The 18958-nt window shown below is 72.5% G+C and carries 18 protein-coding genes and 1 pseudogene; 8 read left to right on the top strand and 11 right to left on the bottom strand.

The window, feature by feature from the left end; translation table 11 throughout:
* Positions 1–22: 22 nt before the first annotated feature.
* The gene (locus tag AB0947_RS35805; RefSeq protein WP_366754557.1) at positions 23–1531 is read right to left on the bottom strand and encodes a PLP-dependent aminotransferase family protein; all 1509 of its coding nucleotides are present in this window, start codon (positions 1529–1531) and stop codon (positions 23–25) included.
* Between the two features lie 103 nt (positions 1532–1634).
* Here AB0947_RS35805 and AB0947_RS35800 point away from each other — a divergent pair, with 103 nt between their 5' ends.
* From AB0947_RS35800 to AB0947_RS35785, 4 genes and pseudogenes are all read left to right on the top strand, one after another.
* Positions 1635–2306: a hypothetical protein gene (locus AB0947_RS35800; protein ID WP_366754556.1), complete on the top strand. Its 672-nt coding sequence runs from the start codon at positions 1635–1637 to the stop codon at positions 2304–2306.
* On the top strand, positions 2303–3079 hold the full coding sequence (locus AB0947_RS35795; RefSeq protein WP_366754555.1) for a glycerophosphodiester phosphodiesterase: 777 nt from the start codon (positions 2303–2305) through the stop codon (positions 3077–3079). Before AB0947_RS35800 ends, AB0947_RS35795 begins: the two co-directional genes overlap by 4 nt.
* A gap of 53 nt (positions 3080–3132) precedes the next feature.
* Positions 3133–3976: pseudogene (locus AB0947_RS35790) on the top strand (MFS transporter); the annotation flags it as partial.
* Positions 3977–4146: 170 nt separating this feature from the next.
* Complete coding sequence (locus AB0947_RS35785; RefSeq protein ID WP_003977404.1) at positions 4147–4521, top strand: RNA polymerase-binding protein RbpA; 375 nt, start codon at positions 4147–4149, stop codon at positions 4519–4521.
* An 88-nt stretch (positions 4522–4609) separates the two neighbouring features.
* On the opposite strand, the gene fxsA is transcribed toward AB0947_RS35785, so the two are convergent.
* The 4 genes from fxsA to AB0947_RS35765 form a co-directional block, all read right to left on the bottom strand.
* Positions 4610–5161 (bottom strand): FxsA family membrane protein, encoded by a 552-nt coding sequence (fxsA, locus tag AB0947_RS35780; RefSeq protein ID WP_366754554.1) that lies wholly within the window; start codon positions 5159–5161, stop codon positions 4610–4612.
* 93 nt (positions 5162–5254) lie between these two features.
* Positions 5255–6049 carry a polyprenol monophosphomannose synthase gene (locus tag AB0947_RS35775; RefSeq protein ID WP_366754553.1) on the bottom strand — a complete coding sequence of 265 codons (795 nt, stop codon included), beginning with the start codon at positions 6047–6049 and terminating at the stop codon, positions 5255–5257.
* A 549-nt stretch (positions 6050–6598) separates the two neighbouring features.
* Positions 6599–8206 (bottom strand): amidohydrolase, encoded by a 1608-nt coding sequence (locus tag AB0947_RS35770; RefSeq protein WP_366754552.1) that lies wholly within the window; start codon positions 8204–8206, stop codon positions 6599–6601.
* A gap of 83 nt (positions 8207–8289) precedes the next feature.
* The gene (locus tag AB0947_RS35765) at positions 8290–8730 is read right to left on the bottom strand and encodes an Lrp/AsnC family transcriptional regulator (RefSeq protein WP_014671472.1); all 441 of its coding nucleotides are present in this window, start codon (positions 8728–8730) and stop codon (positions 8290–8292) included.
* Between the two features lie 237 nt (positions 8731–8967).
* Here AB0947_RS35765 and AB0947_RS35760 point away from each other — a divergent pair, with 237 nt between their 5' ends.
* Both AB0947_RS35760 and AB0947_RS35755 read left to right on the top strand, forming a co-directional pair.
* Positions 8968–9402 carry a hypothetical protein gene (locus AB0947_RS35760; protein ID WP_366754551.1) on the top strand — a complete coding sequence of 145 codons (435 nt, stop codon included), beginning with the start codon at positions 8968–8970 and terminating at the stop codon, positions 9400–9402.
* 246 nt (positions 9403–9648) lie between these two features.
* A complete protein-coding gene (locus AB0947_RS35755) occupies positions 9649–9891 on the top strand; it encodes a hypothetical protein (RefSeq protein WP_366754550.1) in 243 nt (80 codons plus the stop codon).
* On the opposite strand, the gene AB0947_RS35750 is transcribed toward AB0947_RS35755, so the two are convergent.
* Positions 9854–11026 (bottom strand): acyl-CoA dehydrogenase family protein, encoded by a 1173-nt coding sequence (locus AB0947_RS35750; RefSeq protein ID WP_366754549.1) that lies wholly within the window; start codon positions 11024–11026, stop codon positions 9854–9856. The genes AB0947_RS35755 and AB0947_RS35750 overlap by 38 nt on opposite strands.
* Before the next feature lie 329 nt (positions 11027–11355).
* Here AB0947_RS35750 and AB0947_RS35745 point away from each other — a divergent pair, with 329 nt between their 5' ends.
* Positions 11356–12588: a glycoside hydrolase family 18 protein gene (locus AB0947_RS35745; RefSeq protein ID WP_366754548.1), complete on the top strand. Its 1233-nt coding sequence runs from the start codon at positions 11356–11358 to the stop codon at positions 12586–12588.
* Between the two features lie 14 nt (positions 12589–12602).
* Here the strand turns inward: AB0947_RS35745 and AB0947_RS35740 are convergent, their stop codons facing one another.
* From AB0947_RS35740 to AB0947_RS35720, 5 genes are all read right to left on the bottom strand, one after another.
* Positions 12603–13250, bottom strand: coding sequence for a TetR/AcrR family transcriptional regulator (locus AB0947_RS35740; protein ID WP_366754547.1), 648 nt, complete (start codon positions 13248–13250; stop codon positions 12603–12605).
* 100 nt (positions 13251–13350) lie between these two features.
* Complete coding sequence (locus tag AB0947_RS35735; RefSeq protein WP_366754546.1) at positions 13351–13491, bottom strand: SCO1431 family membrane protein; 141 nt, start codon at positions 13489–13491, stop codon at positions 13351–13353.
* A gap of 119 nt (positions 13492–13610) precedes the next feature.
* Entirely contained in the window at positions 13611–14978 is a 1368-nt protein-coding gene (locus AB0947_RS35730) for a peptidase C39 family protein (RefSeq protein WP_366754545.1), read from the bottom strand.
* A gap of 220 nt (positions 14979–15198) precedes the next feature.
* Complete coding sequence (locus AB0947_RS35725; protein WP_366754544.1) at positions 15199–16737, bottom strand: amino acid permease; 1539 nt, start codon at positions 16735–16737, stop codon at positions 15199–15201.
* A 45-nt stretch (positions 16738–16782) separates the two neighbouring features.
* The gene (locus AB0947_RS35720; RefSeq protein WP_366754543.1) at positions 16783–17739 is read right to left on the bottom strand and encodes a hypothetical protein; all 957 of its coding nucleotides are present in this window, start codon (positions 17737–17739) and stop codon (positions 16783–16785) included.
* A gap of 239 nt (positions 17740–17978) precedes the next feature.
* Here AB0947_RS35720 and AB0947_RS35715 point away from each other — a divergent pair, with 239 nt between their 5' ends.
* Positions 17979–18599, top strand: coding sequence for a hypothetical protein (locus tag AB0947_RS35715; protein WP_366754586.1), 621 nt, complete (start codon positions 17979–17981; stop codon positions 18597–18599).
* Positions 18600–18958 lie beyond the last annotated feature (359 nt).

The following is an 18958-nucleotide window of genomic DNA, read 5'->3' as shown; positions in this document are numbered from 1 at the left end:
GCCAGTCCCCCGCGCCCCCGGCCTACGCCACGAACGTCTTCGGCGCCTCGCCCGCCCCCGTCGCCCCCGACTCCACCAGCCGGGCAGCGGCGGCGAGCCGTGCCGCCGCCTCGTCCGCCACCGCTCCCCCGACGGTGAACGGAAGCCGGACGTACCCCTCGAACGCGCCGTCGACGCCGAAGCGAGGACCGGACGGGACACGCACGCCCGTCCGCTCGCCCGCCTCCGCGAGGCGGGAACCGGAGAGTCCGCCCGCGCGCACCCACAGGGTCAGACCGCCCCGGGGCACCTCGAACTCCCAGCCGGGCAGTTCCCGGCGCAGCGCGGCCACCAGGGCGTCCCGGTTCTCCCGGGCCTGCGCCCGGCGCAGCTCGACCGCCTGCTCCCAGCCCCCGGTGCTGAAGAGCCAGTTCACGGCCAGCTGCTCCAGCACCGGTGTGCCGAGGTCGGCGTAGGCCCGCGCGGCGACCAGGCTGCGGATGACGTCCGGAGCCGCCCGCACCCAGCCGATCCGCATCCCCGCCCAGAACGCCTTGCTGGCCGAGCCGACCGTGATCACCGTGGAGCCGGCCGGGTCGAAGCCGCACACCGGGCGGGGCATGCCGCCGTCCCGGACGTCCTCGTCGAGCCACAGCTCGCTCATCGTCTCGTCGGCGACGAGCACCGTGCCGGCCGAGCGGGCCGCGTCCACCAGCCGGCGCCGCTGGTCCTCGTCGGCAAGGGCGCCAGTGGGGTTGTGGAAGTCGGCGACCACATAGGCGATCCGCGGCGCGGCCTCGCGCAGCACCTGGCGCCAGCGGTCCACGTCCCAGCCGGACAGGCCCTCGGCCATCGCGACGGGCACGAGCCGGGCGCCCGCCTCGCGCATCAGCTGGAGGATGTTGGCGTAGGACGGGGACTCCACGGCGATCCGCTCGCCCCGCCCCCCGAAGAGGTGGCAGATGGCGTCGATGGCGCCCATGGCGCCGGTCGTGACCATGATCTGCTCCGGCATGGTGGGGATGCCGCGCGCGGTGTACCGCTCGGCGATCATCGAGCGCAGCGCGGGCAGCCCGGCCGGGTAGTCGCCGTGGGTGTGGGCGTACGGCGGGAGTTCCTCCAGGGCGCCCTGCACGGCCCGGGTGAGCCACGGCTCGGGCGCCGGGAGCGAGGCGCAGCCGAGGTCGATCACCGAACCCAGGGCCTCGGGCGGCAGGGGTTCCAGGCCACGGGCGGGGATGGGGTTGCCGGCCGGTACGGCGGTCCAGCTCCCGGCGCCGCGCCGGGACTCCAGGAAGCCCTCGCCGCGCAGCGCCTCGTAGGCCGCCGCGACGGTGGTGCGGCTGACGGAGAGGGCCAGGGCCAGTTCGCGTTCGGCGGGCAGGCGCGCGGCCACCGGGACCCGGCCCTCCAGCACGAGCAGCCGGACGCCGTCGGCGAGGGCGCGATAGGCGGGGGGACGGCGGGTGCCGGGGCCGGCCGGGCGGTCCTGCTGGGAGTTGAGGAGCCGGGCGAGCTGCGCGGCCCCTACGGCCGAGGTCCACTGCGCCATGAAGATCAGTCCACCTTCCCCAAATTGGCCCTGGATGACGATTCGTCCCAAGCCACAGAGTGTCATGCATCAGGCCACCGCCACCACCCAGGGGGGTAATTCCATGTCCACTCCCAGCCCATCCGCTCCCGCCCGCCACCTCGGACGGCGGCTGGTCCAGCTGTACGCGGGGCTCGCGCTCTACGGTGCGAGCTCGGCGCTGCTCGTGGCGGCGGGGCTGGGCCTGGAGCCGTGGAACGTGCTGCACCAGGGGCTCGCGGAGCTGACCGGGCTGAGCATCGGGGTGGTGTCGATCATCGTGGGCGCGGCGGTGCTGCTCCTGTGGATCCCCCTGCGCCAGCGCCCCGGCCTCGGCACGGTCTCCAACGTCTTCGTGGTCGGCCTCGCCATGGACGGCACGCTCGCCCTGCTCCCGGCGGCGCACTCCCTGACCGCCCGCGTCCCGCTGCTGCTCGCGGGGATCGTGCTGAACGGCGCGGCGACCGGCCTCTACATCGCGGCGCGCTTCGGGCCGGGCCCGCGCGACGGGCTGATGACGGGGCTGCACCGGCGCACCGGCCGGTCGGTCCGGCTGATGCGGACGGCGGTGGAGGTCGCGGTGGTGGTCACTGGATTCCTCCTGGGCGGCACCATCGGGGTGGGCACCGTGCTCTACGCGGTGTCCATCGGACCGCTGGCGCAGGCCTTCCTGCGGGTGTTCGCCGTCGCGCCGGCACCGGCGGGCAGCACGGTCGTCGCCGCGGCGACACCCCGGCGCGCGATACTGCGACCGTGAGCCTCACGACACCGCGCCCGCGCCACCCGTTCCTGGACCACCCGGGGCCGATCGCCTTCGCCCACCGGGGCGGGGCCGCCGACGGCCTGGAAAACACCGTGGCCCAGTTCCGGCGCGCGGTGGGGCTGGGCTACCGGTACATCGAGACGGACGTGCACGCCACGGCGGACGGCCGGCTGGTCGCCTTCCACGACACGACCCTGGACCGGGTCACCGACGGCGCGGGCCGGATCGCCGACCTGCCGTGGGCGGAGATACGGAACGCGCGCGTGGGCGGCCGCGAACCGGTGCCGCTGTTCGAGGAGCTGCTGGAGACCTTCCCCGGGGTGCGCTGGAACGTCGACGTCAAGGCGGAGCCCGCGCTGCGGCCCCTGCTGGAGGTGATCGAGCGCGCGGACGCCTGGGACCGGGTCTGCGTGGGCTCCTTCTCCGAGGCGCGTGTGCTGCGGGCCCAACGGCTGGCGGGGCCACGGCTGGCCACCTCGTTCGGCACGCGCGGGGTGCTGAGCCTGCGGCTGCGTTCGTGGGGGCTGCCGGCCGCCGTGCGCCGGTCGGCCGTGGCCGCGCAGGTGCCGGAGGCCCGGTCGGGCGTGCCCGTCGTCGACCACCGCTTCGTCCGCGCCGCCCACGCCGCCGGGCTCCAGGTGCACGTGTGGACGATCAACGAACCGGAACGGATGCACCGGCTCCTGGACCTGGGGGTCGATGGCATCATGACCGATCGCATCGACACGTTGCGCAAGGTCATGGAGGACCGGGGCGTCTGGGTCTGACCGCCCGGCCGGCCCGGCCCGGACCGTCGCGGTGAGCGGGGAAGCGAGGGCACGCGGCCGATCTCAGGCGCGAGCAGCGCGGCTGGTACGTCTACGACCGGGCGTGCTCCGTCTATGCGACGAGTGTCCTGACCGTCTTCCCCGGTCCGTACCTCACCTCGGTCGCCGAGCACGCGGCGGACGCCGACGGCCATGTGCACCCGCTGCGCAGGCTGCGCGACCGCCACGCGCGCGTGGGCGGCCGGGCCACGGCACCGGGGCAGCCAGCCGCGACGGTCCGGGAGATGCGCGGGTACCCGCTGACCCTGGCGTTCCTGCTGGCGTACCTCGTCTACAACGACGGCATCCAGACGGTCATCACGCAGGCCGTGCTGGCCGTGGCGGGGGCGCTGGCGATGGGGCGGCCGGCGCCGGCGGACGGCGCGCGGCGGACGGTCTCAGCTCGCTGGTGGCGTGGACGCTCACGCTGGCGGCCGGCTGGTTCCTGCCCGCGCGGGCGCCGGTGTGGTTCTTCGCGCCGGCCGCCGCGATCGGCCTGGTCCTCGGCGGCGGCCAGGCGTTGTCCCGGTCACTGTTCTCCCATCTGGTGCCGCCGGGCAAGGAGGCCGAGTACTTCGCGGCGTACGAGATGAGCGATCGCGGGATGAGCCGGCCCGGGCCGCTGCTGTTCGGGCTCACCTACCAGCTGACCGGCAGCTACCGGTCGGCGACGGCTTCGTCCTGCTCGGGCGGGTCCCGGTACGGTGTGCGGTCGCCGAGGCGGGGCACCCTGTTCCGGAGAAGATCCAGCGCCGATTTAGCACTCGGCGTGAAAGGGCGGTAGTGTACGCGTTTGGCCTGCCAGGCGTACCGTTACTGCGCGTCAAAGATGCCGAAACGCTGGGTGACATCTGCTAGCAGATGTGACAAACCGGGCGCCTGTGGGTAGAACAAGGGGCGGCTACGACGGCGACGCATGACCCGGAACGGGACTCGGAACGGGAATCTTTACCGCCGACCGGACGTTGACCGGATGACGACGACAGCGACACCTGTCCTGTGGGCGACAAGCCCGGGAGGCACGATTCATGAGTGAGCGAGCTCTTCGCGGTACGCGCCTCGTGGTGACCAGCTACGAGACGGACCGCGGTATCGACCTGGCCCCGCGCCAGGCCGTGGAGTACGCATGCGAGAAGGGGCATCGCTTCGAGATGCCCTTCTCGGTCGAGGCGGAGATCCCGCCGGAGTGGGAGTGCAAGGTCTGTGGTGCCCAGGCACTCCTCGTGGACGGCGACGGCCCTGAGGAGAAGAAGGCCAAGCCCGCGCGTACCCATTGGGACATGCTGATGGAGCGACGCACCCGTGAGGAACTCGAAGAGGTCCTCGAGGAGCGTCTGGCGGTCCTGCGGTCGGGGGCGATGAACATCGCGGTCCACCCCAGGGACAGCCGCAAGAGCGCGTAACGCGCACACAGCACAACGACCGCGGGCGCCGTACGTGAAGACACGTACGGCGCCCGCGGTCGTTGTGCGTGCTTGTGGTGCCGGGCGCTCAGCGCGTGAGCGGGGGCCTGTGCTCCCCCGGCTCGGGCCGGTCCTCCCTGATGACCTCGCCCTGCACCACCTTGCCGTCGGGCCGGTGGATGCGGACCTGCTGGAACGCGTCGCCCAGGCCGCCCGGGGCAACCTTGCGCAGACTCCGTTCCACGGCGTTCTCCGCCACGCGGCTCACCGCCTTCTGGACCGGCCGGAGCAGCAGGAGCAGGCCCGCCGCGTCCGAGACCAGGCCGGGGATCATCAGCAGCAGACCGCCGAGCATCATCAGGCCGTTGCCGCCGCCGCGCGCCGGTGAGCCGCCCCGCTGCAGCGCCTCGTTCAGGCTCTGGAAGGCGCGGCGGCCGGCCCGCTTGATGACCACGGACCCCGCCACGAGACCCGCGGCCAGCAGCAGGAACACCGTGAGGCCGCCCGCGGCGCCCGCGACCAGGGTCAGCAGCCAGATCTCCAGCACCAGCCACACGGCGAGGCCCAGCGGCAGGTACCTGCGCAGCCGGGAGGGCCGGCGGCGGGCGGTGTACGGAGAGGTCGGAGCGCCAGTCGTCATGGTCCCAGTGTGCCTGGGCGCGCCTCAGCGCGGGATAAGGGGGTGATCAGCCCGGGCACGGCCCGGCCGCGGGGCCGGTCCGCGAACCCGCCACTACGCCTGCCTGCCCTTGCCCGTGAGCTTGCCGAGGCGGTCCCCGACGCCCCAGGAGGTGACCCGCCACAGCGCCTCGACCACGATGTCCCGGCTCATCTTGGAGTCGCCCAGCTCCCGCTCGACGAAGGTGATGGGGACCTCGACGACGTGGTAGCCGGCCTTCACCGCCCGGCGGGCCAGGTCGACCTGGAAGCAGTAGCCCTGCGAGGCGACCTCGCCGAGGCCGAGGCCCTCCAGCGTCCCGCGGCGGAAGGCCCGGAAGCCGCCGGTCACGTCCCGGATGGGCACGTCGAGCATGAGGCGCGAGTAGGTGGAGCCGCCCCGCGAGAGGAACTCCCGGGACTTCGGCCAGTTCACCACCCGGCCGCCGGGCACCCAGCGGGAGCCGAGGACCAGGTCGGCGCCCTTGAGGGCGGTGAGCAGCCGGGGCAGTTCCTCGGGCTGGTGGGAGCCGTCGGCGTCCATCTCGATCAGCACGCCGTAGTCCCGTTCCAGGCCCCAGCGGAAGCCCGCGAGGTAGGCGGCGCCCAGGCCCTCCTTGCCCTTGCGGTGCAGGACGTGGACGTGCTCGTCCCTGGCGGCCAGTTCGTCGGCGAGCTTGCCGGTGCCGTCGGGGCTGTTGTCGTCCGCGATCAGTACGTGCGCCTCGGGGACGGCCTTGCGCACCCGGCCGACGATGGACTTGATGTTCTCCGCCTCGTTGTAGGTCGGAATGATCACCAAGGCCGTGCCGAGCGGACCGAACTGCCTCCCCTGGGCCTTGGCCGCGAGGGTCCCGTCGCCGTCGTTCACTGCTGCCCCTTCATGTCGTACACAGGGGTCCACCATAGTGGCCGCGGCCTGGCAGGACGTGACAGCGCGTTCGTACGGTGGTGTCGGTTCCGCAAGAGCGGGGTAAGAAGCCCTTTTCCGCACCGTCCCGCCAGGCGCCGAACACCTTCGTACCACGACGGATGGGGGCCCGGCGCCCTTCGGTCCGACCCGGGACCCGCTGGCTGCGGGTCGACCGGAAGCCGTTGTCTACTGAGCGCCCGGGCCCCACCCGGGTCACACCTGGCCGACCCGCGGGAACGTCCCCCTCGTCGGCGCGGGCGCTGAGCCTGGCTCCCAGCGACGGTGCGGCAACCGTCCCTGACCCAGCGGCGCTGCGACGAGCCGGCTGAACGTCCCCCGGTCGGGCGTCCGGTGGTGGACTCGGACGAACCTACCGGCCCCTGGCCGCCGACTGTCAACAGCCCTGCGAACCGGGCGGCCGGCGCCGGCGGCCCGGACCGTGGGGAGGATGCGCAGGTCGGGCGGCGGGGCCCCGGCGGCCGGGGCGGCCCGCGCCACCCCGGGAGATCACTCGCCCGGCCGTACGAACACCGTCCGCCCGCCGACCACGGTCCGCAGGCAGACCGGCAGGTCACGGCCCGGGGTGAGGTCGGGCAGGCCGGGCGTGCCGGAACGCGGATCGGTGGACCAGCGGGCGACCCGGTCGTCGGGGGCCTGCACGACCAGTTCGTCGGTCCGCCAGACGGCGTAGTCGGCGGGGGCGCCCGGTACCAGGACGCCCGCGTCGTCGCGGCCGACGGCCCGCCAGCCGCCGCGGGTGTGCGCGGTGAAGGCGGCGCGGACGGAGATCCGGTGCCCGGGCGTGCGGTGGAAGGCGGCGGCACGGACCGTGCCCCAGGGGTCCAGCGGCGTGACGGGGCTGTCGGAGCCGAACGCGAGCGGTACACCGGAGCGGAGCAGGGCGGCGAACGGGTTGAGGGTGCGGGCCCGTTCCGCCCCCAGACGCCGGGCGTACATGCCGTCCTCGCCGCCCCACAGCGCGTCGAAGGCGGGCTGGACGGAGGCGATCAGGCCCAGCTCGGCGAAGCCCGCGATGGTCTCGGGGGTGAGCATCTCGGCGTGCTCGACGCGGTGCCGGGCGGCCCGGATCCGGGCGAGGCCCACCTTCTCGGCGGCGGCGCGCACGCCGTCCACCACGGCGGCGACGGCGGCGTCGCCGATGGCGTGGAAGCCGGCCTGGAGGCCCGCCTCGGTGCACGCCACGACGTGGGCGGCGACGGCGTCGGCGTCCAGGTAGGCGGTGCCGCTGTGGCCGGCGTCGGCGTACGGCTCGTGCAGACAGGCGGTGTGGGAGCCGAGGGCGCCGTCGGCGAAGAGGTCTCCCGCCGCGCCGGTCGCGCCCAGCTCCCGGGCCTTGGCGGTGTCCTCTTCCGCCCAGTAGCCCACCACCCGGGGGCCCGGGATGTCGGCGGCGAGTTGCAGCAGGCCGGTGAAGTCGTCCTCGGAGGAGATCCGCGGGCCGCCGCACTCGTGCACGGTGCCGATGCCGAGGGAGGCCGCGTGCTCCAGGGCGGTGCGCTGGGCCTCGGCGCGCTGGGCGGGGGCGATGGCGGCGAGGGCGGCCTCGCGGACGGCGTGGTGGGCGTCCCTGGTGAGCGGGGCGTCCTCGCGCGGGAGATCACCGGGGACCAGGTCCAGCAGGGCGGTGCTGACGACCGCCGAATGCACGTCGATGCGGGACAGGTACAGCGGGCGTCCGCCGGTGGCCTCGTCCAGCTCCGCGCGGGTCGGCGGCCGGCCGCCGGGCCAGCGGGCGGCGTCCCAGCCGTGGCCCAGCAGGACCCGGTCGCCGGGGCGGGCGGCGGCGAAGTCGCGGACCCGGGCGAGGGCCGCCTCCAGGGAGGGCGCGCCGGACAGGTCCAGACCGGTCAGGGCGAGGCCGGTGGCGGTGGTGTGCACATGGGCGTCGGTGAAGGCCGGGGTGACCAGGGCGCCGTCGAGATCGACCACCTCGTCCACGCCGTCGGCGAAGGCGTCGGCCGCGCCCTCGGAGCCGACCCAGGCGACGTGGCCCGCCTCGACGACCATGGCCGTCGCGAAGGGATCCGCGGGGCTGTGGACCTCGCCGCGGCGGAGCAGGACGGTCTTGGGGGGCTCGGCGGTGCGGTTGTTCATGACCGACAGTTTCTCCCTACGCCGGGCGGACGCCGCACCCGGGGCGCCCGGAAGGCACCCGCGCGCCGTCGGCGGACCGGCGGTCAGATCTTCGGCGGCCGGGCCTCGTACGGTGTCGAGAGGACCACCGTCGTGCGTGTCGAGACCCCCGCGAGCGAGCGCAGCCGGGCCAGCAGTTCCTCCAGTTCGTGCGGGGTGGACACACGCACCTTGAGGATGTAGTTCTCGTCGCCCGCCACGCTGTGGCACGCCTCGATCTCCGGGACCCCGGCGAGGCGGTCGGCGATGTCGTCGGGGGCGCTGGGGTCGAACGGCTTCACCGAGATGAACGCGGTCAGCGGCAGCCCGACGGCCTCGGGGTCGACCACCGCGGCGTAGCCGCGGATGACGCCACGCTGCTCCAGCCTGCGCACCCGCTGGTGCACGGCCGACGTGGACAGGCCCGTGGCCTTGCCCAGGTCTGTGTAGCTCATCCGCCCGTCCTTGACGAGCAGCTGCACGATCTGACGGTCCAGCTCCTCCATGCCGCCAAAACCTACAGTGCGCCTGATCTCCACGGATACCTCAGAGGTGCAGGTCATTCCCTGTTTCGGCAGAAAATGCACCGGGACGGGCACCTGCGCACGGCATGTGACGAAGACCACACGCTTTGGGCACAGGCTCCGTGATGTCCTCGTGATTACCGCCGAGACCGGACGGGAAGTGCTTGCTGTGGTCGAGGCCGCAGTGCCTTCACGGCCCAGCCTTAGGGGGAGAATCCCATGCAGAGTGCCCATCGCCCTGGTCGATCCGCGTCCGCGCACCGGCAGTCGGTCGCCGAACCCGAGCCGGAGGGCGTCGAAACCGACGCCTTCGACGAGGATCCGGACGCCTACGACACCTTCGAGATGTACCGGGTGATCTGCCCGGACTGCGCGCAGCCGATCGCGTTGCTGGCGGACGAGGAGTTCCTGCCGGAGCACGCGCTGTGCGCCTCGCCGTGGAACCCGTTCGGGCTCACGGTGTGCGCGGGCACGGGCCGCGCGGCGGCCGACGCCCGCCCCGCGGACGAGTCCTTCGAGCCGCAGGAGCAGGACACCGCCCTGCTGCTCACGCTCCCCCAGGGTCTGAACTGGCGGACGCAGCCCTTCTCGCACGTCGGCGGCCCGGGCTCACGCCCGATGCGCATGCCGTCGATGCGCCGCCAGGCCGCCTGAGCCGGCTCACCGACGCCCACCCGTACGCGCCCTGGACCGGGCGCGCACGGTGTCGTGGCGCGGGGCCGGCGGGTCCTGCTCCACGGGATCGGCGGCCTCCGGCACGGGACGGCCGTTGGCCCACAACTCCCTGGAACCGAAAGTCAGTCGAGCGCAGGGAGCTCGAGGGGGAACCCGGACGGGGATGAACTGAAGCTCGATTCCGTGGGAGGGTGACCTGTCCGGCCGTCGCCGCGTTGCCCTGGTATGACCCCCATGTACTCGGCAACCGGGCGTCAGCGCCGTATCTTCGTCCCCCGCCCCGGAGAAGCGGTTCCGCCGGCCGCGCCGCCGGACCCGCCCATCTACCGCGACCTCATGCGGACCTGGGCCGACCGCGGCCGCACCCTGCCGGGCCGCCACGACCCGGAGTGGATCAGGCTGGCGGCCCCGACGGTGCTCACGGGCCAGTTCAGCGACCTTCTGGCCCCGCCACGTGACGGGCGATGACCATCCGCTGGATCTGGTTGGTGCCCTCGACGATCTGGAGGACCTTGGCCTCGCGCATATAGCGCTCGGCCGGGAAGTCGGCGGTGTAGCCGTAGCCGCCCAGTATCTGCACGGCGTCCGTGGTGACCTTCATGGCGGTGTCCGTGCAGTGCAGCTTGGCCATGGCGGCCTGCTTGGCGAACGGCCTGCCCGCGTCGCGCAGCCGGGCCGCGGCGAGGTACAGCGCGCGGCCCGCCTCGATCTGGGTGGCCATGTCGGCGATCATGAAGCGCAGGCCCTGGAAGTCGGCGATGGTCCGGCCGAACTGGCGGCGCTGGGTGGCGTAGCGGACCGCCTCGTCCAGTGCGGCCTGGGCGAGGCCGATGGCGCAGGCCGCGATGCCGAGCCGGCCGGAGTCGAGCGCCGCCAGGGCGATGGAGAAGCCCTGGCCCTCCTCGCCGATGCGCCGGCCGTCCGGGACGCGGACGCCGTCGAAGTGCACCTGCGCGGTCGGCGAGCCCTTCAGGCCCATCTTCTTCTCCGGTGCGGCACCGCTCAGGCCGGGGGTGTCGCCGGGCACGAGGAAGGCGGTGATCCCGCGCGGGCCGTCCTCCCCGGTGCGGGCCATCACGGTGTAGAAGTCGGCGATCCCGCCGTGGGTGATCCAGGCCTTGGTGCCGTCGATCACCCAGCCGTCGCCCTCGCGGACGGCCTTGGTGCGCAGGGAGGCGGCGTCCGAACCGGAGGACGGCTCGGACAGGCAGTACGCGCCGAGCAGACCGCCGCCGAGCATCGCGGGCAGGTGCTCGACCTGCTGCTGCTTGGTGCCGTAGGTGGCGAGGGAGTAGGAGGCGAGCGTGTGCACGCTGACGCCCAGGCCGACGGTGAGCCGGGCCGCGGCCAGCTCCTCCAGGACCTGGAGGTAGACCTCGTAGGGCTGGTCGCCGCCGCCGTGCTCGGACGGGTACGGCAGGCCCAGCAGGCCTGATTCGGAGAGCAGAGTGAAGATCTCGCGCGGGAAGCGTCCCGCGTCCTCCTCCTCGGCCGCCCTGGGCGCGATCTCGCGCTGGGCGATCTCCCGGACGAGGGCGAGCAGATCCCTCGCCTCTTCCGTCGGCAGTTGACGCTCCACCGGCTGCGGGTCGCGGTCGGACATGGCGTCGGGCTCCTCCCTGTTCGGACACCGTCGGTCCGGCCCGGGGTGGGGGCGGCTCCGGCTGGTGATCGCGCTTCGCCGAAGGTGCCCGCTCCCGGGTCTCGGAAGCTGCTGACCAGCGGCATGCGCAGTGAGTATGCCCGATCAGCGACCTCCCGTCACCAGTTAACGACCGCTTACTTCAGGAGTCCAGCCGGGGCCCGCGGGGGCCGCGATTGGTCCGAACCATTGACCTAATGGTCTAGTCCTCCTAGGGTGCATGACCAACGCTTTACCGCGTTCATGCCAATCGGCGCGCGTTCCCCTCTCCCCCACGAGGAGACACCCGAATGCACACTCCCCACCGCTCCCTCGTCCGGACCCTCGTCTCGGCCGCGTGTACCGCCGCCCTGGGCGCCGGCCTGCTGGCCGGGACGGGCACGGCGACCGCGGCGGCACCGAGCGCCCCGCGGCTGGCGGCCGGATCCAAGGTCGTCGGCTACTTCACCGAATGGGGCACCTACGACCGCAAGTACTACGTCAAGAACATCGAGACCTCCGGCTCCGCCGCCAAGCTGACCCACATCAACTACGCCTTCGGCAACGTCACCGGCGGCAAGTGCGCCATGGGCGACTCCTACGCGGCCACCGACCGGGCCTACACCGCGGCCGAGTCCGTGGACGGCGTCGCCGACACCTGGGACCAGCCGCTGCGCGGCAACTTCAACCAGCTGCTGAAGCTGAAGAAGAAGCACCCCGGCCTGAAGGTCCTGTGGTCCTTCGGCGGCTGGACCTGGTCCGGCGGCTTCGGCGAGGCCGCGAAGAACCCGGCCGCCTTCGCCCAGTCCTGCTACGACCTGGTGAAGAACTCCAAGTGGGCGGGGGTCTTCGACGGCATCGACATCGACTGGGAGTACCCGAACGCCTGTGGCAACACCTGCGACGCCAGCGGGCGCGAGGCGTTCAAGAACCTGATGGCCGCGCTGCGCTCGAAGTTCGGCTCGGGCAGCCTCGTGACGGCGGCGATCACCGCGGACGCCACCAGCGGCGGGAAGATCGACGCGGCGAACTACGCCGGCGCCGCCCAGTACGTCGACTGGTACAACCCGATGACGTACGACTACTTCGGCGCCTGGGACGCGACCGGACCCACCGCCCCGCACTCACCGCTGACCTCCTACTCGGGCATCCCCAAGGCCGACTACAACACGTCGGCGACGATCGCCAAGCTCAGGGGTCTCGGCGTCCCGGCCTCGAAGCTGCTCCTCGGCATCGGCTTCTACGGCCGCGGCTGGACCGGCGTCACCCAGGCGGCCCCCGGCGGTACCGCCACGGGCCCGGCGGCCGGCACGTACGAGCAGGGCATCGACGACTACAAGGTGCTCAAGGCCAAGTGCCCGGCGACCGGCACCGTGGGCGGCACCGCCTACGCCAAGTGCGGCAGCGACTGGTGGAGTTACGACACCCCGGCCACCATCGCCACGAAGATGACGTACAAGAACCAGCAAGGCCTGGGCGGCACCTTCTTCTGGGAGCTGAGCGGCGACACCGCGAACGGTGAGCTGATCAAGGCCATCAACTGACGGTTCGTCCCGGGTCAGCCGTCCCGGCGGGCGGGCGGCGGGGCCGGGTGGGCGGGGTCCAGCTCCTCGATGGCGCGCAGGGCCCCGCCCAGCGTCTTCACCAGCAGCGCGCACATGGTCTCGCGGGACAGCCGGGGGCGGCCGATCCAGTCCAGGGTGGCGCCCTCCACGCTGCACACCCAGGCGAGCAGGCCCATCCGGGCCACCGGGGAGATGTCGGCGCGGCCGTAGGCCCCCTCGGCGATCGTGCCGACGATCGCCTCGCGCACGCCGTCCCGGATCGCGTGCACCTCGGTGTCGAAGCCGACGCCGCCGCTGACGATGGTGCGGTAGGCGGCCTGGTGGTGCTCGGCGTAGCGCAGGTAGCCGTCGATCGTGCGGTGCACGCGGTCCACGGCGGGGAGCTGGAGCCCGCCGGCGGCGGAGGTGACCAGGTCGGCGACGGATTCCTGGATGATCGCCAGGTAGTAGCCGCGCTTGGACCGGAAGTAGTAGTAGATGAGGCCCTTGGCCACCTGCGCCTGGCGGGCGATGTCATCCATGGACAGCGCGTCGTAGGACGTGTCGGCGAACAACTTCCGCCCGATGGCGATGAGTTCGGCGCGGCGCGCCACGGAGCGCTCGGTGCCGCGCGGCTGAGCGACGGCACGCTGCTGCGGCATGTTCAAGACCGGCCCTGATGTGGGGAGGACGGGACAGCCGCAGTATGTCAGAACAAGCCGCTCGCGTGAGCGGTCCGTCCGAAGCCGGGTGCGCAGCCGTTCAGAGCAGGCCGAGCTGGGTCACGAGCATCGCGAACACCGCCACGAGGACCCAGCCCAGGACGTGCTCGACGATCTTCGGGCCGTCTTCCCGCGGGCCGCCGGTGACGGCGCGGGTGGCGGTGGCCGGGTGTGCGGTCATGGTGTTACTCGCAGAGGTCGAAACGTACACGGCGGAAATCCCCCACCCATCCGTCCACCATGCCACCCGCGACGGCGTGCGCGGCGATGAGCTTGGTCACACGCCGCGCACGCCGGGGCTCAGTACACGCCCACCGCGGCGAGCGCCTTGCGCTGGCGCGGGGTCGGGTGGGCCGGGAAGTAGAGGTAGCAGACCCCTCCGGTGCCGGAGGCCACCTTGCCGGAGGCGTTGTACCGCTTGGTCCTCAGCCAGATGTTCTCCCACTCGCGCCGCTTGTAGACGCGCCGCACCGCCTCGTCGCTCGGCGAGGCGGGGTCGTTGGCGATCACGTCGCCGTCCGCGGTGAAGCCGATGACGGTCATCAGATGGCCGGAGGTGCCGTAACCAGCCCCCGTCAGCTCCTCCTTGAGGAACGACTGGGACGTTATGGCCGGGATGCCGGCCGCGATCAGCGTCTCCAGGTCGGTGAGGGAGGCGAGCCGGGTGACCACGCCCTGCAGATCGTCGAAGGTGGCCGCGTAGGCGGCGTTGAACGGCCAGTTGCCGCAGCCCTGGTACTGGTGGTCGTAGGTGGACCGGGCCGCGTGGCAGACCTGCGGGTCCGCGTAGGACGGGTCGACCCAGGAGAGTTGCTCGGGCGTGAGCCGGCCGCCCCAGTACTCGATGATCATCTGCGAGGAGGTGGGGCTGCACCAGGCCTCGCCGCCGTTGTCGTACTCGGGGTACTGGCCCTTGTGGATCTCCTGCGAGTAGCGCGGGACGGCGAGTTCCTGGGCGAGGCCGGGGGTGGAGGCCGGCACGGTGAAGCGGTCGGGGATGTCGGAGCCCATCGCGCCGAGCCGCCAGACCGTCGGTGTCAGGGACGTGCCGGGCCTGCGGTAGAGGGTGAGGCGGAGCCGGTACGACGCCAGGCGCAGACCGGTGCTCGCGTCGTCGATGGCGAAGGTGTCCGTCCAGATCGTGCTCTTGCCGTCGGTCTGGTCGTCCACCGAGGTCCGCTTGATGTCCTGGTCGCCCGCGGCCCAGCGGCCCATCACGTACCAGGGTGTCTCGGTGCCGTCGGAGTACGTGCCGTGCAGTTCGACCTGGAGCCAGGTGCCGGCGGGGGTGTGCGCGTTCCAGGAGGCGATGACCTCGGTCGCGGGCACGGTGAGCCGGTGCACCGGGGAGGTCCAGGTGGCGTACTCCCAGGTGGCGGTGGTCCCGGTGTGCGGGTCGGTGTAGTCGGTACGGCCCGCGGCGGTACCGATCACGACGCCGGGGCGGCTGCCGGAGACGGACCGGGCGCCCTCGGGGGTGCCGCAGCGCCAGTCGCGGAACGTCGTCCAGCAGTGGTAGTCGATCGGGCGGGCCTGCGCCTGGCCGGGGTCGTCGGTGCCGGCGGGCCGCGGTGCCGCGACGGCGGCGGGAACCGCCGCGCCGGTCACCGCGGCGGCGACGGCCACGGCCAGAACGGTTCTGCGGGACGGCTGTTGGGCTCTGCTCATGGGCGCGATGACCCCCAGGGTGTCCGAGACGGGCTGATCCGGTGCGGTAACTATGAAGCAGGCCGGATCTCGCTGCCAGCACTTCGGCGCATGCCGCCGTACGAATATTGGTCTGAACCACTGGTGGGGGTCGCCCGGAGGGGTGCGGGCCGGGGCCACCGTGCGGCCCGGCCGGCCGGGCGCGACCGGCCCCGCGCACCCGCACCCGCGCCCGGCACGCTCAGACGAGGTCCATCGCGGCGACCTCGTCCGGGCGTCCGTAGCTGACCGGCCCCTGGAAGCGGCGGCGGGCCGTGGCGAACCACCACACCGTCGCCACCAGCAGGACGACGGCGAGCGCGATCGGTGCGTAGTTGAAGGAGTCGACGGTGATCGGGGAGGCCTGCGGCAGCATGAACAGGACGCTGCTGAGCAGGATCCAGGTCACCGCGAGCCAGCCGATCGGCCTGCCCCAGCGGCCCAGGTGCCAGGGGCCGGGCTGGAAGGCGTCGCCGAGCCGCAGCCGCAGGAAGATCGGCACGGCGTAGGCCAGGAAGAGCCCGACCACGTTGACGCTGACGATGGCGGTGAAGGCCGTGTGCGACCACCAGCCCGGCACCACCAGGGCCAGCGAGCAGGCGACCGCGAGCCAGACCGCCTTCACCGGCGTACGGGTGCGCAGCGAGACCGAGTGCCACCAGCGGGAGCCGGGCATGGCGCCGTCGCGGGAGAAGGCGAAGATCTGCCGGGTGTTGCTGGTGAGGTTGGCCAGACCGCAGAAGAGCATCGCGCCGATGACGATGAGGAGCATCACCTTGGCGGTGGGCAGGCCGAGGCCGTCGATGAGGATCTGGACGGGCGGCGCCGCGGCGCCGGCCACCTCGGCGTAGTCACCGATGCTGTAGACCAGTGCCAGCATCAGGACGAGACCGGTGATCGCCGAACACCCGATGGCACGGGTGATGCCCTTCGGTGCGCTGACCGTCGCGTGGACCGTTTCCTCGGACATGTGGAAGCTGCCGTCGAACCCGGTGAAGGTCCAGCTGGTGACCAGCAGGCCGAGCATGCCGCCGTAAAGCCCGCTCGTGAAGCCGGTGTTGTTCTCGAAATGGGTGACGAAGGACGCGGACTGATGGTGATCCGGCATCACGATGAGTGCACCCACGATCACGACGAGTCCGATCAGCAGCCACCACACGGAAATGCGGTTCAGCAGGGCGACGAGCTGGACGGTGTAGGTGTTGGCGAGCCCCTGGAGCACGATGATCAGGGCGGTGACGAGGACCGTCTGGTGCGCCGTCGGCCGGTAGGAGGGCCACTGCAACTGCACGAACACCTGGATGAAGGTGGCGGCGGCATAGCCGGTGGCGGCGGTGCCGCCGATCTGGCCGACGAAGTTCAGCCAGCCGGTGAACCACGACCAGGCGCCCTTGTGCCGCTTGGCGAGTTTACCGGCGGAAAAATACAGGGCGCCGCTCGTCGGATAGGCGGAGGCGACTTCCGCCATGGCCGCGCCGATGAGCAGCACCATGAGCGAGACGCCGATCCAGCCGAACACGAGAATACGCGGGCCGCCCGCGCTCATGCCGAATCCGAAGGACGAGAAAATACCCGAGAGGATATTGATGATGGTGAACGAGATCGCGAAATTGTCGAACGCCCGGAAGCGCCGGGTGAGTTTCCGCGGATAACCCATCGCGTGCAGGGTGGCGTCGTCGTCGAGCACGACGGGGTCCGCCGCGCGGGCGCGGGCCCGGGGGGTCGACATCCGTTCCGACACAGATCGGCCTTTCTCTGGGTGGGGGGTGGAGGCGGGGCGAGCGGGTCAGGCGGGTCCCGGGACGGGCAGGCCGCAGGCACGCCGGGCCCGGGACAGCTGCTCGGCGGGGTCGCCGAAGGCGCTCCAGGGCATGCGCGAGGCGTACGGGCCCATCGCCGTGAAGACCGCCCGGGCCTCGAACGCGCGCTGGGCCATGGTCAGCGCGTGCGCGAGGTAGGCCAGGTCGAGCACCGGGGTGAAGCGGTAACCGGCCACGGTGGGCAGCCAGTTCTGGTAGATCGCCAGCGCGGTGGAGCGCCACTGGGGCTGCTCCCAGACGCGGTCGGCGAGGAGCTGGGTGGGGTTGTAGCTCTCCACCAGGGCCACCAGGGGCAGCAGCCGCAGGGCGGAGTCGGCGGGCGCCCGCTGGCTGAGGAAGGCCGCCACGTCCCAGGCGGCGGTGACCGAGCCGCCGTGGCGCGTGAAGAAGCAGGACAGGAAGCGGTGGTGGGCCTCGCGGTGCCAGGGGTCCAGGGACAGGATGTGCGCGAACAGCCGCCAGGGGCCGGGCGGGGCGGTGAGCAGGCCGCGCGGGGCCGGGTCGCCGAGCCGGTGCAGCCGGGCCATGGAGAGCCGGGCGACCCAGGGGGTGGGGTCGGCGGGGGCCGCCTCGGCGGCCCGGTCGCAGGCGGTCAGCGCGATCCGCTCCAGCGCCTCGGCGCGCTCGTCACGGGCGTCGGCGGCCCGCAGGGCGCGCTGCACCGCGACCCGCGCCCACATGAGCGCGGCCTCGGGCGTCGGCTCCTCGGCGAGCCAGCGTTCCACGAGGTCGGTGCCGGCCGCCTCGGAGGCGAGGACGAGCGAGCGGTGGGCCCGCAGGGCGAAGTCCGCACGCGTCTCGACGAGCGCCTCGTGGGCGTATCGGTGCCGTCCGGCGCGCACGTCCACGCATACGCTCGCCAGGACCCGGTCGTCGGCCGCCGGGTGCCATACATAGTGCCCTTCGAATAATTCCGCGGCCATGGTCCCCCTGCCGGTCCCCGTTCGACGCATCACGTTGCGCAGAAGGCACCTTACTCAGCGTGGGGCACACCCGGAACGCCGAATTCGACATATCGGTCAGCGGATTCGGCCTGATTATCGACGGCCATTGACTGGCCGCCAGCCGATGGTTCAACACGCGACAACCACCACTAGACTGTTTCACGGAAAACCCACAACACCGGATCTCCCCCCCACACGGCACGACCCCGGGAATCACCATTCACGACCTCGCCGCCCGGCTGCACGGGCTCCCGCCCTCCCTGGGCCCGGTCCGGCTCGTCGCCGTCGACGGGCACGCCGGCTCGGGCAAGTCCACCTTCGCCGCACGGCTGGCGCAGGCGCTGGGCGGGGCTCCGGTGCTCCACCTCGACGACATCGCCAGCCACGAGCGGTTCTTCTCGTGGACCGACCGGCTCATGACCCAGGTGATCGAGCCGCTGGCCCGTGGCGAGAGCGCCCACTACACCCCTTACGACTGGCGGTCCCGCGCCTTCGGTGCCCCGCGCCCGCTGCCGGCCGCACCCGTCGTGCTGGTCGAGGGCGTCGGCGCCGGCCGCCGTGCCCTTCGGCCGCACCTGGCCCGGCTGCTGTGGATGGAGCTGCCCCCGGAGGAGTCCTGGTCGCGCGGCCGGCGACGGGACGGCGCGGAGCAACGCGGCTTCTGGGACGGCTGGGTGGCGGCGGAGCGCGCGCACTTCGCCGAGGATCCCTCGCGCCCCCATGCCGACCTGCTGGTGCTCCAGCGACCGGAGGGGTACGAGGTGCTGCCGGGACCCGCGACGGCTCCCGAAGCCGGGTCTGGTGTGACGCTGAGTGACGGGTCCTCCCGGATGTGGTGAACCCGTGAAGGGCCTTGCGGGACAACTTCTCGCAGTGTCCCAACTCCGCTTGACCGGGGGGCCGTACAGGTCTTACGTTCTCAATGTGCGGCTTTCGGAGCCGCCCGCAGACGCGAAGCCCCCGGTTGTTCCCCCGTGACCGGGGGCTTCGTTCTGCCCGCGCAGGCGCGTCTCCCGGCGCCGGGCGCGCCCGCGGTCTCACCCTCGGTCACGAAACGCCGTGCGCCCCGTCTGCTCCCACCTCGTCGAACGCCCTGTGCGGCACCCTTCGGCACGCGCGGGTACCACGGGTACGATGCCCTCGGTGCGACCTTCGAGCGGCTGCCTCGCGCACCTGCAACTCCGGTCCGCGGCACAGC

This window comes from Streptomyces sp. NPDC047841 (assembly GCF_040704085.1).
Classification (GTDB): Bacteria; Actinomycetota; Actinomycetes; order Streptomycetales; family Streptomycetaceae; genus Streptomyces; species Streptomyces argyrophylli.
The sequence above is the reverse complement of the archived record's forward strand: the minus strand, read 5'-3'. Positions and strand labels throughout refer to the sequence as shown.

Coding starts and splice junctions, on each gene's coding strand:
- AB0947_RS35760 (WP_366754551.1), top strand. CDS start 8,968: ATGCAGAGTGCCCATCGCCCTGGTCGATCCGCGTCCGCGCACCGGCAG.
- AB0947_RS35740 (WP_366754547.1), bottom strand. CDS start 13,250: ATGCCGCAGCAGCGTGCCGTCGCTCAGCCGCGCGGCACCGAGCGCTCC.
- AB0947_RS35800 (WP_366754556.1), top strand. CDS start 1,635: ATGTCCACTCCCAGCCCATCCGCTCCCGCCCGCCACCTCGGACGGCGG.
- AB0947_RS35720 (WP_366754543.1), bottom strand. CDS start 17,739: ATGGCCGCGGAATTATTCGAAGGGCACTATGTATGGCACCCGGCGGCC.
- AB0947_RS35785 (WP_003977404.1), top strand. CDS start 4,147: ATGAGTGAGCGAGCTCTTCGCGGTACGCGCCTCGTGGTGACCAGCTAC.
- AB0947_RS35805 (WP_366754557.1), bottom strand. CDS start 1,531: ATGGCGCAGTGGACCTCGGCCGTAGGGGCCGCGCAGCTCGCCCGGCTC.
- AB0947_RS35735 (WP_366754546.1), bottom strand. CDS start 13,491: ATGACCGCACACCCGGCCACCGCCACCCGCGCCGTCACCGGCGGCCCG.
- fxsA (WP_366754554.1), bottom strand. CDS start 5,161: ATGACGACTGGCGCTCCGACCTCTCCGTACACCGCCCGCCGCCGGCCC.
- AB0947_RS35755 (WP_366754550.1), top strand. CDS start 9,649: ATGACCCCCATGTACTCGGCAACCGGGCGTCAGCGCCGTATCTTCGTC.
- AB0947_RS35770 (WP_366754552.1), bottom strand. CDS start 8,206: ATGAACAACCGCACCGCCGAGCCCCCCAAGACCGTCCTGCTCCGCCGC.
- AB0947_RS35750 (WP_366754549.1), bottom strand. CDS start 11,026: ATGTCCGACCGCGACCCGCAGCCGGTGGAGCGTCAACTGCCGACGGAA.
- AB0947_RS35730 (WP_366754545.1), bottom strand. CDS start 14,978: ATGAGCAGAGCCCAACAGCCGTCCCGCAGAACCGTTCTGGCCGTGGCC.
- AB0947_RS35745 (WP_366754548.1), top strand. CDS start 11,356: ATGCACACTCCCCACCGCTCCCTCGTCCGGACCCTCGTCTCGGCCGCG.
- AB0947_RS35765 (WP_014671472.1), bottom strand. CDS start 8,730: ATGGAGGAGCTGGACCGTCAGATCGTGCAGCTGCTCGTCAAGGACGGG.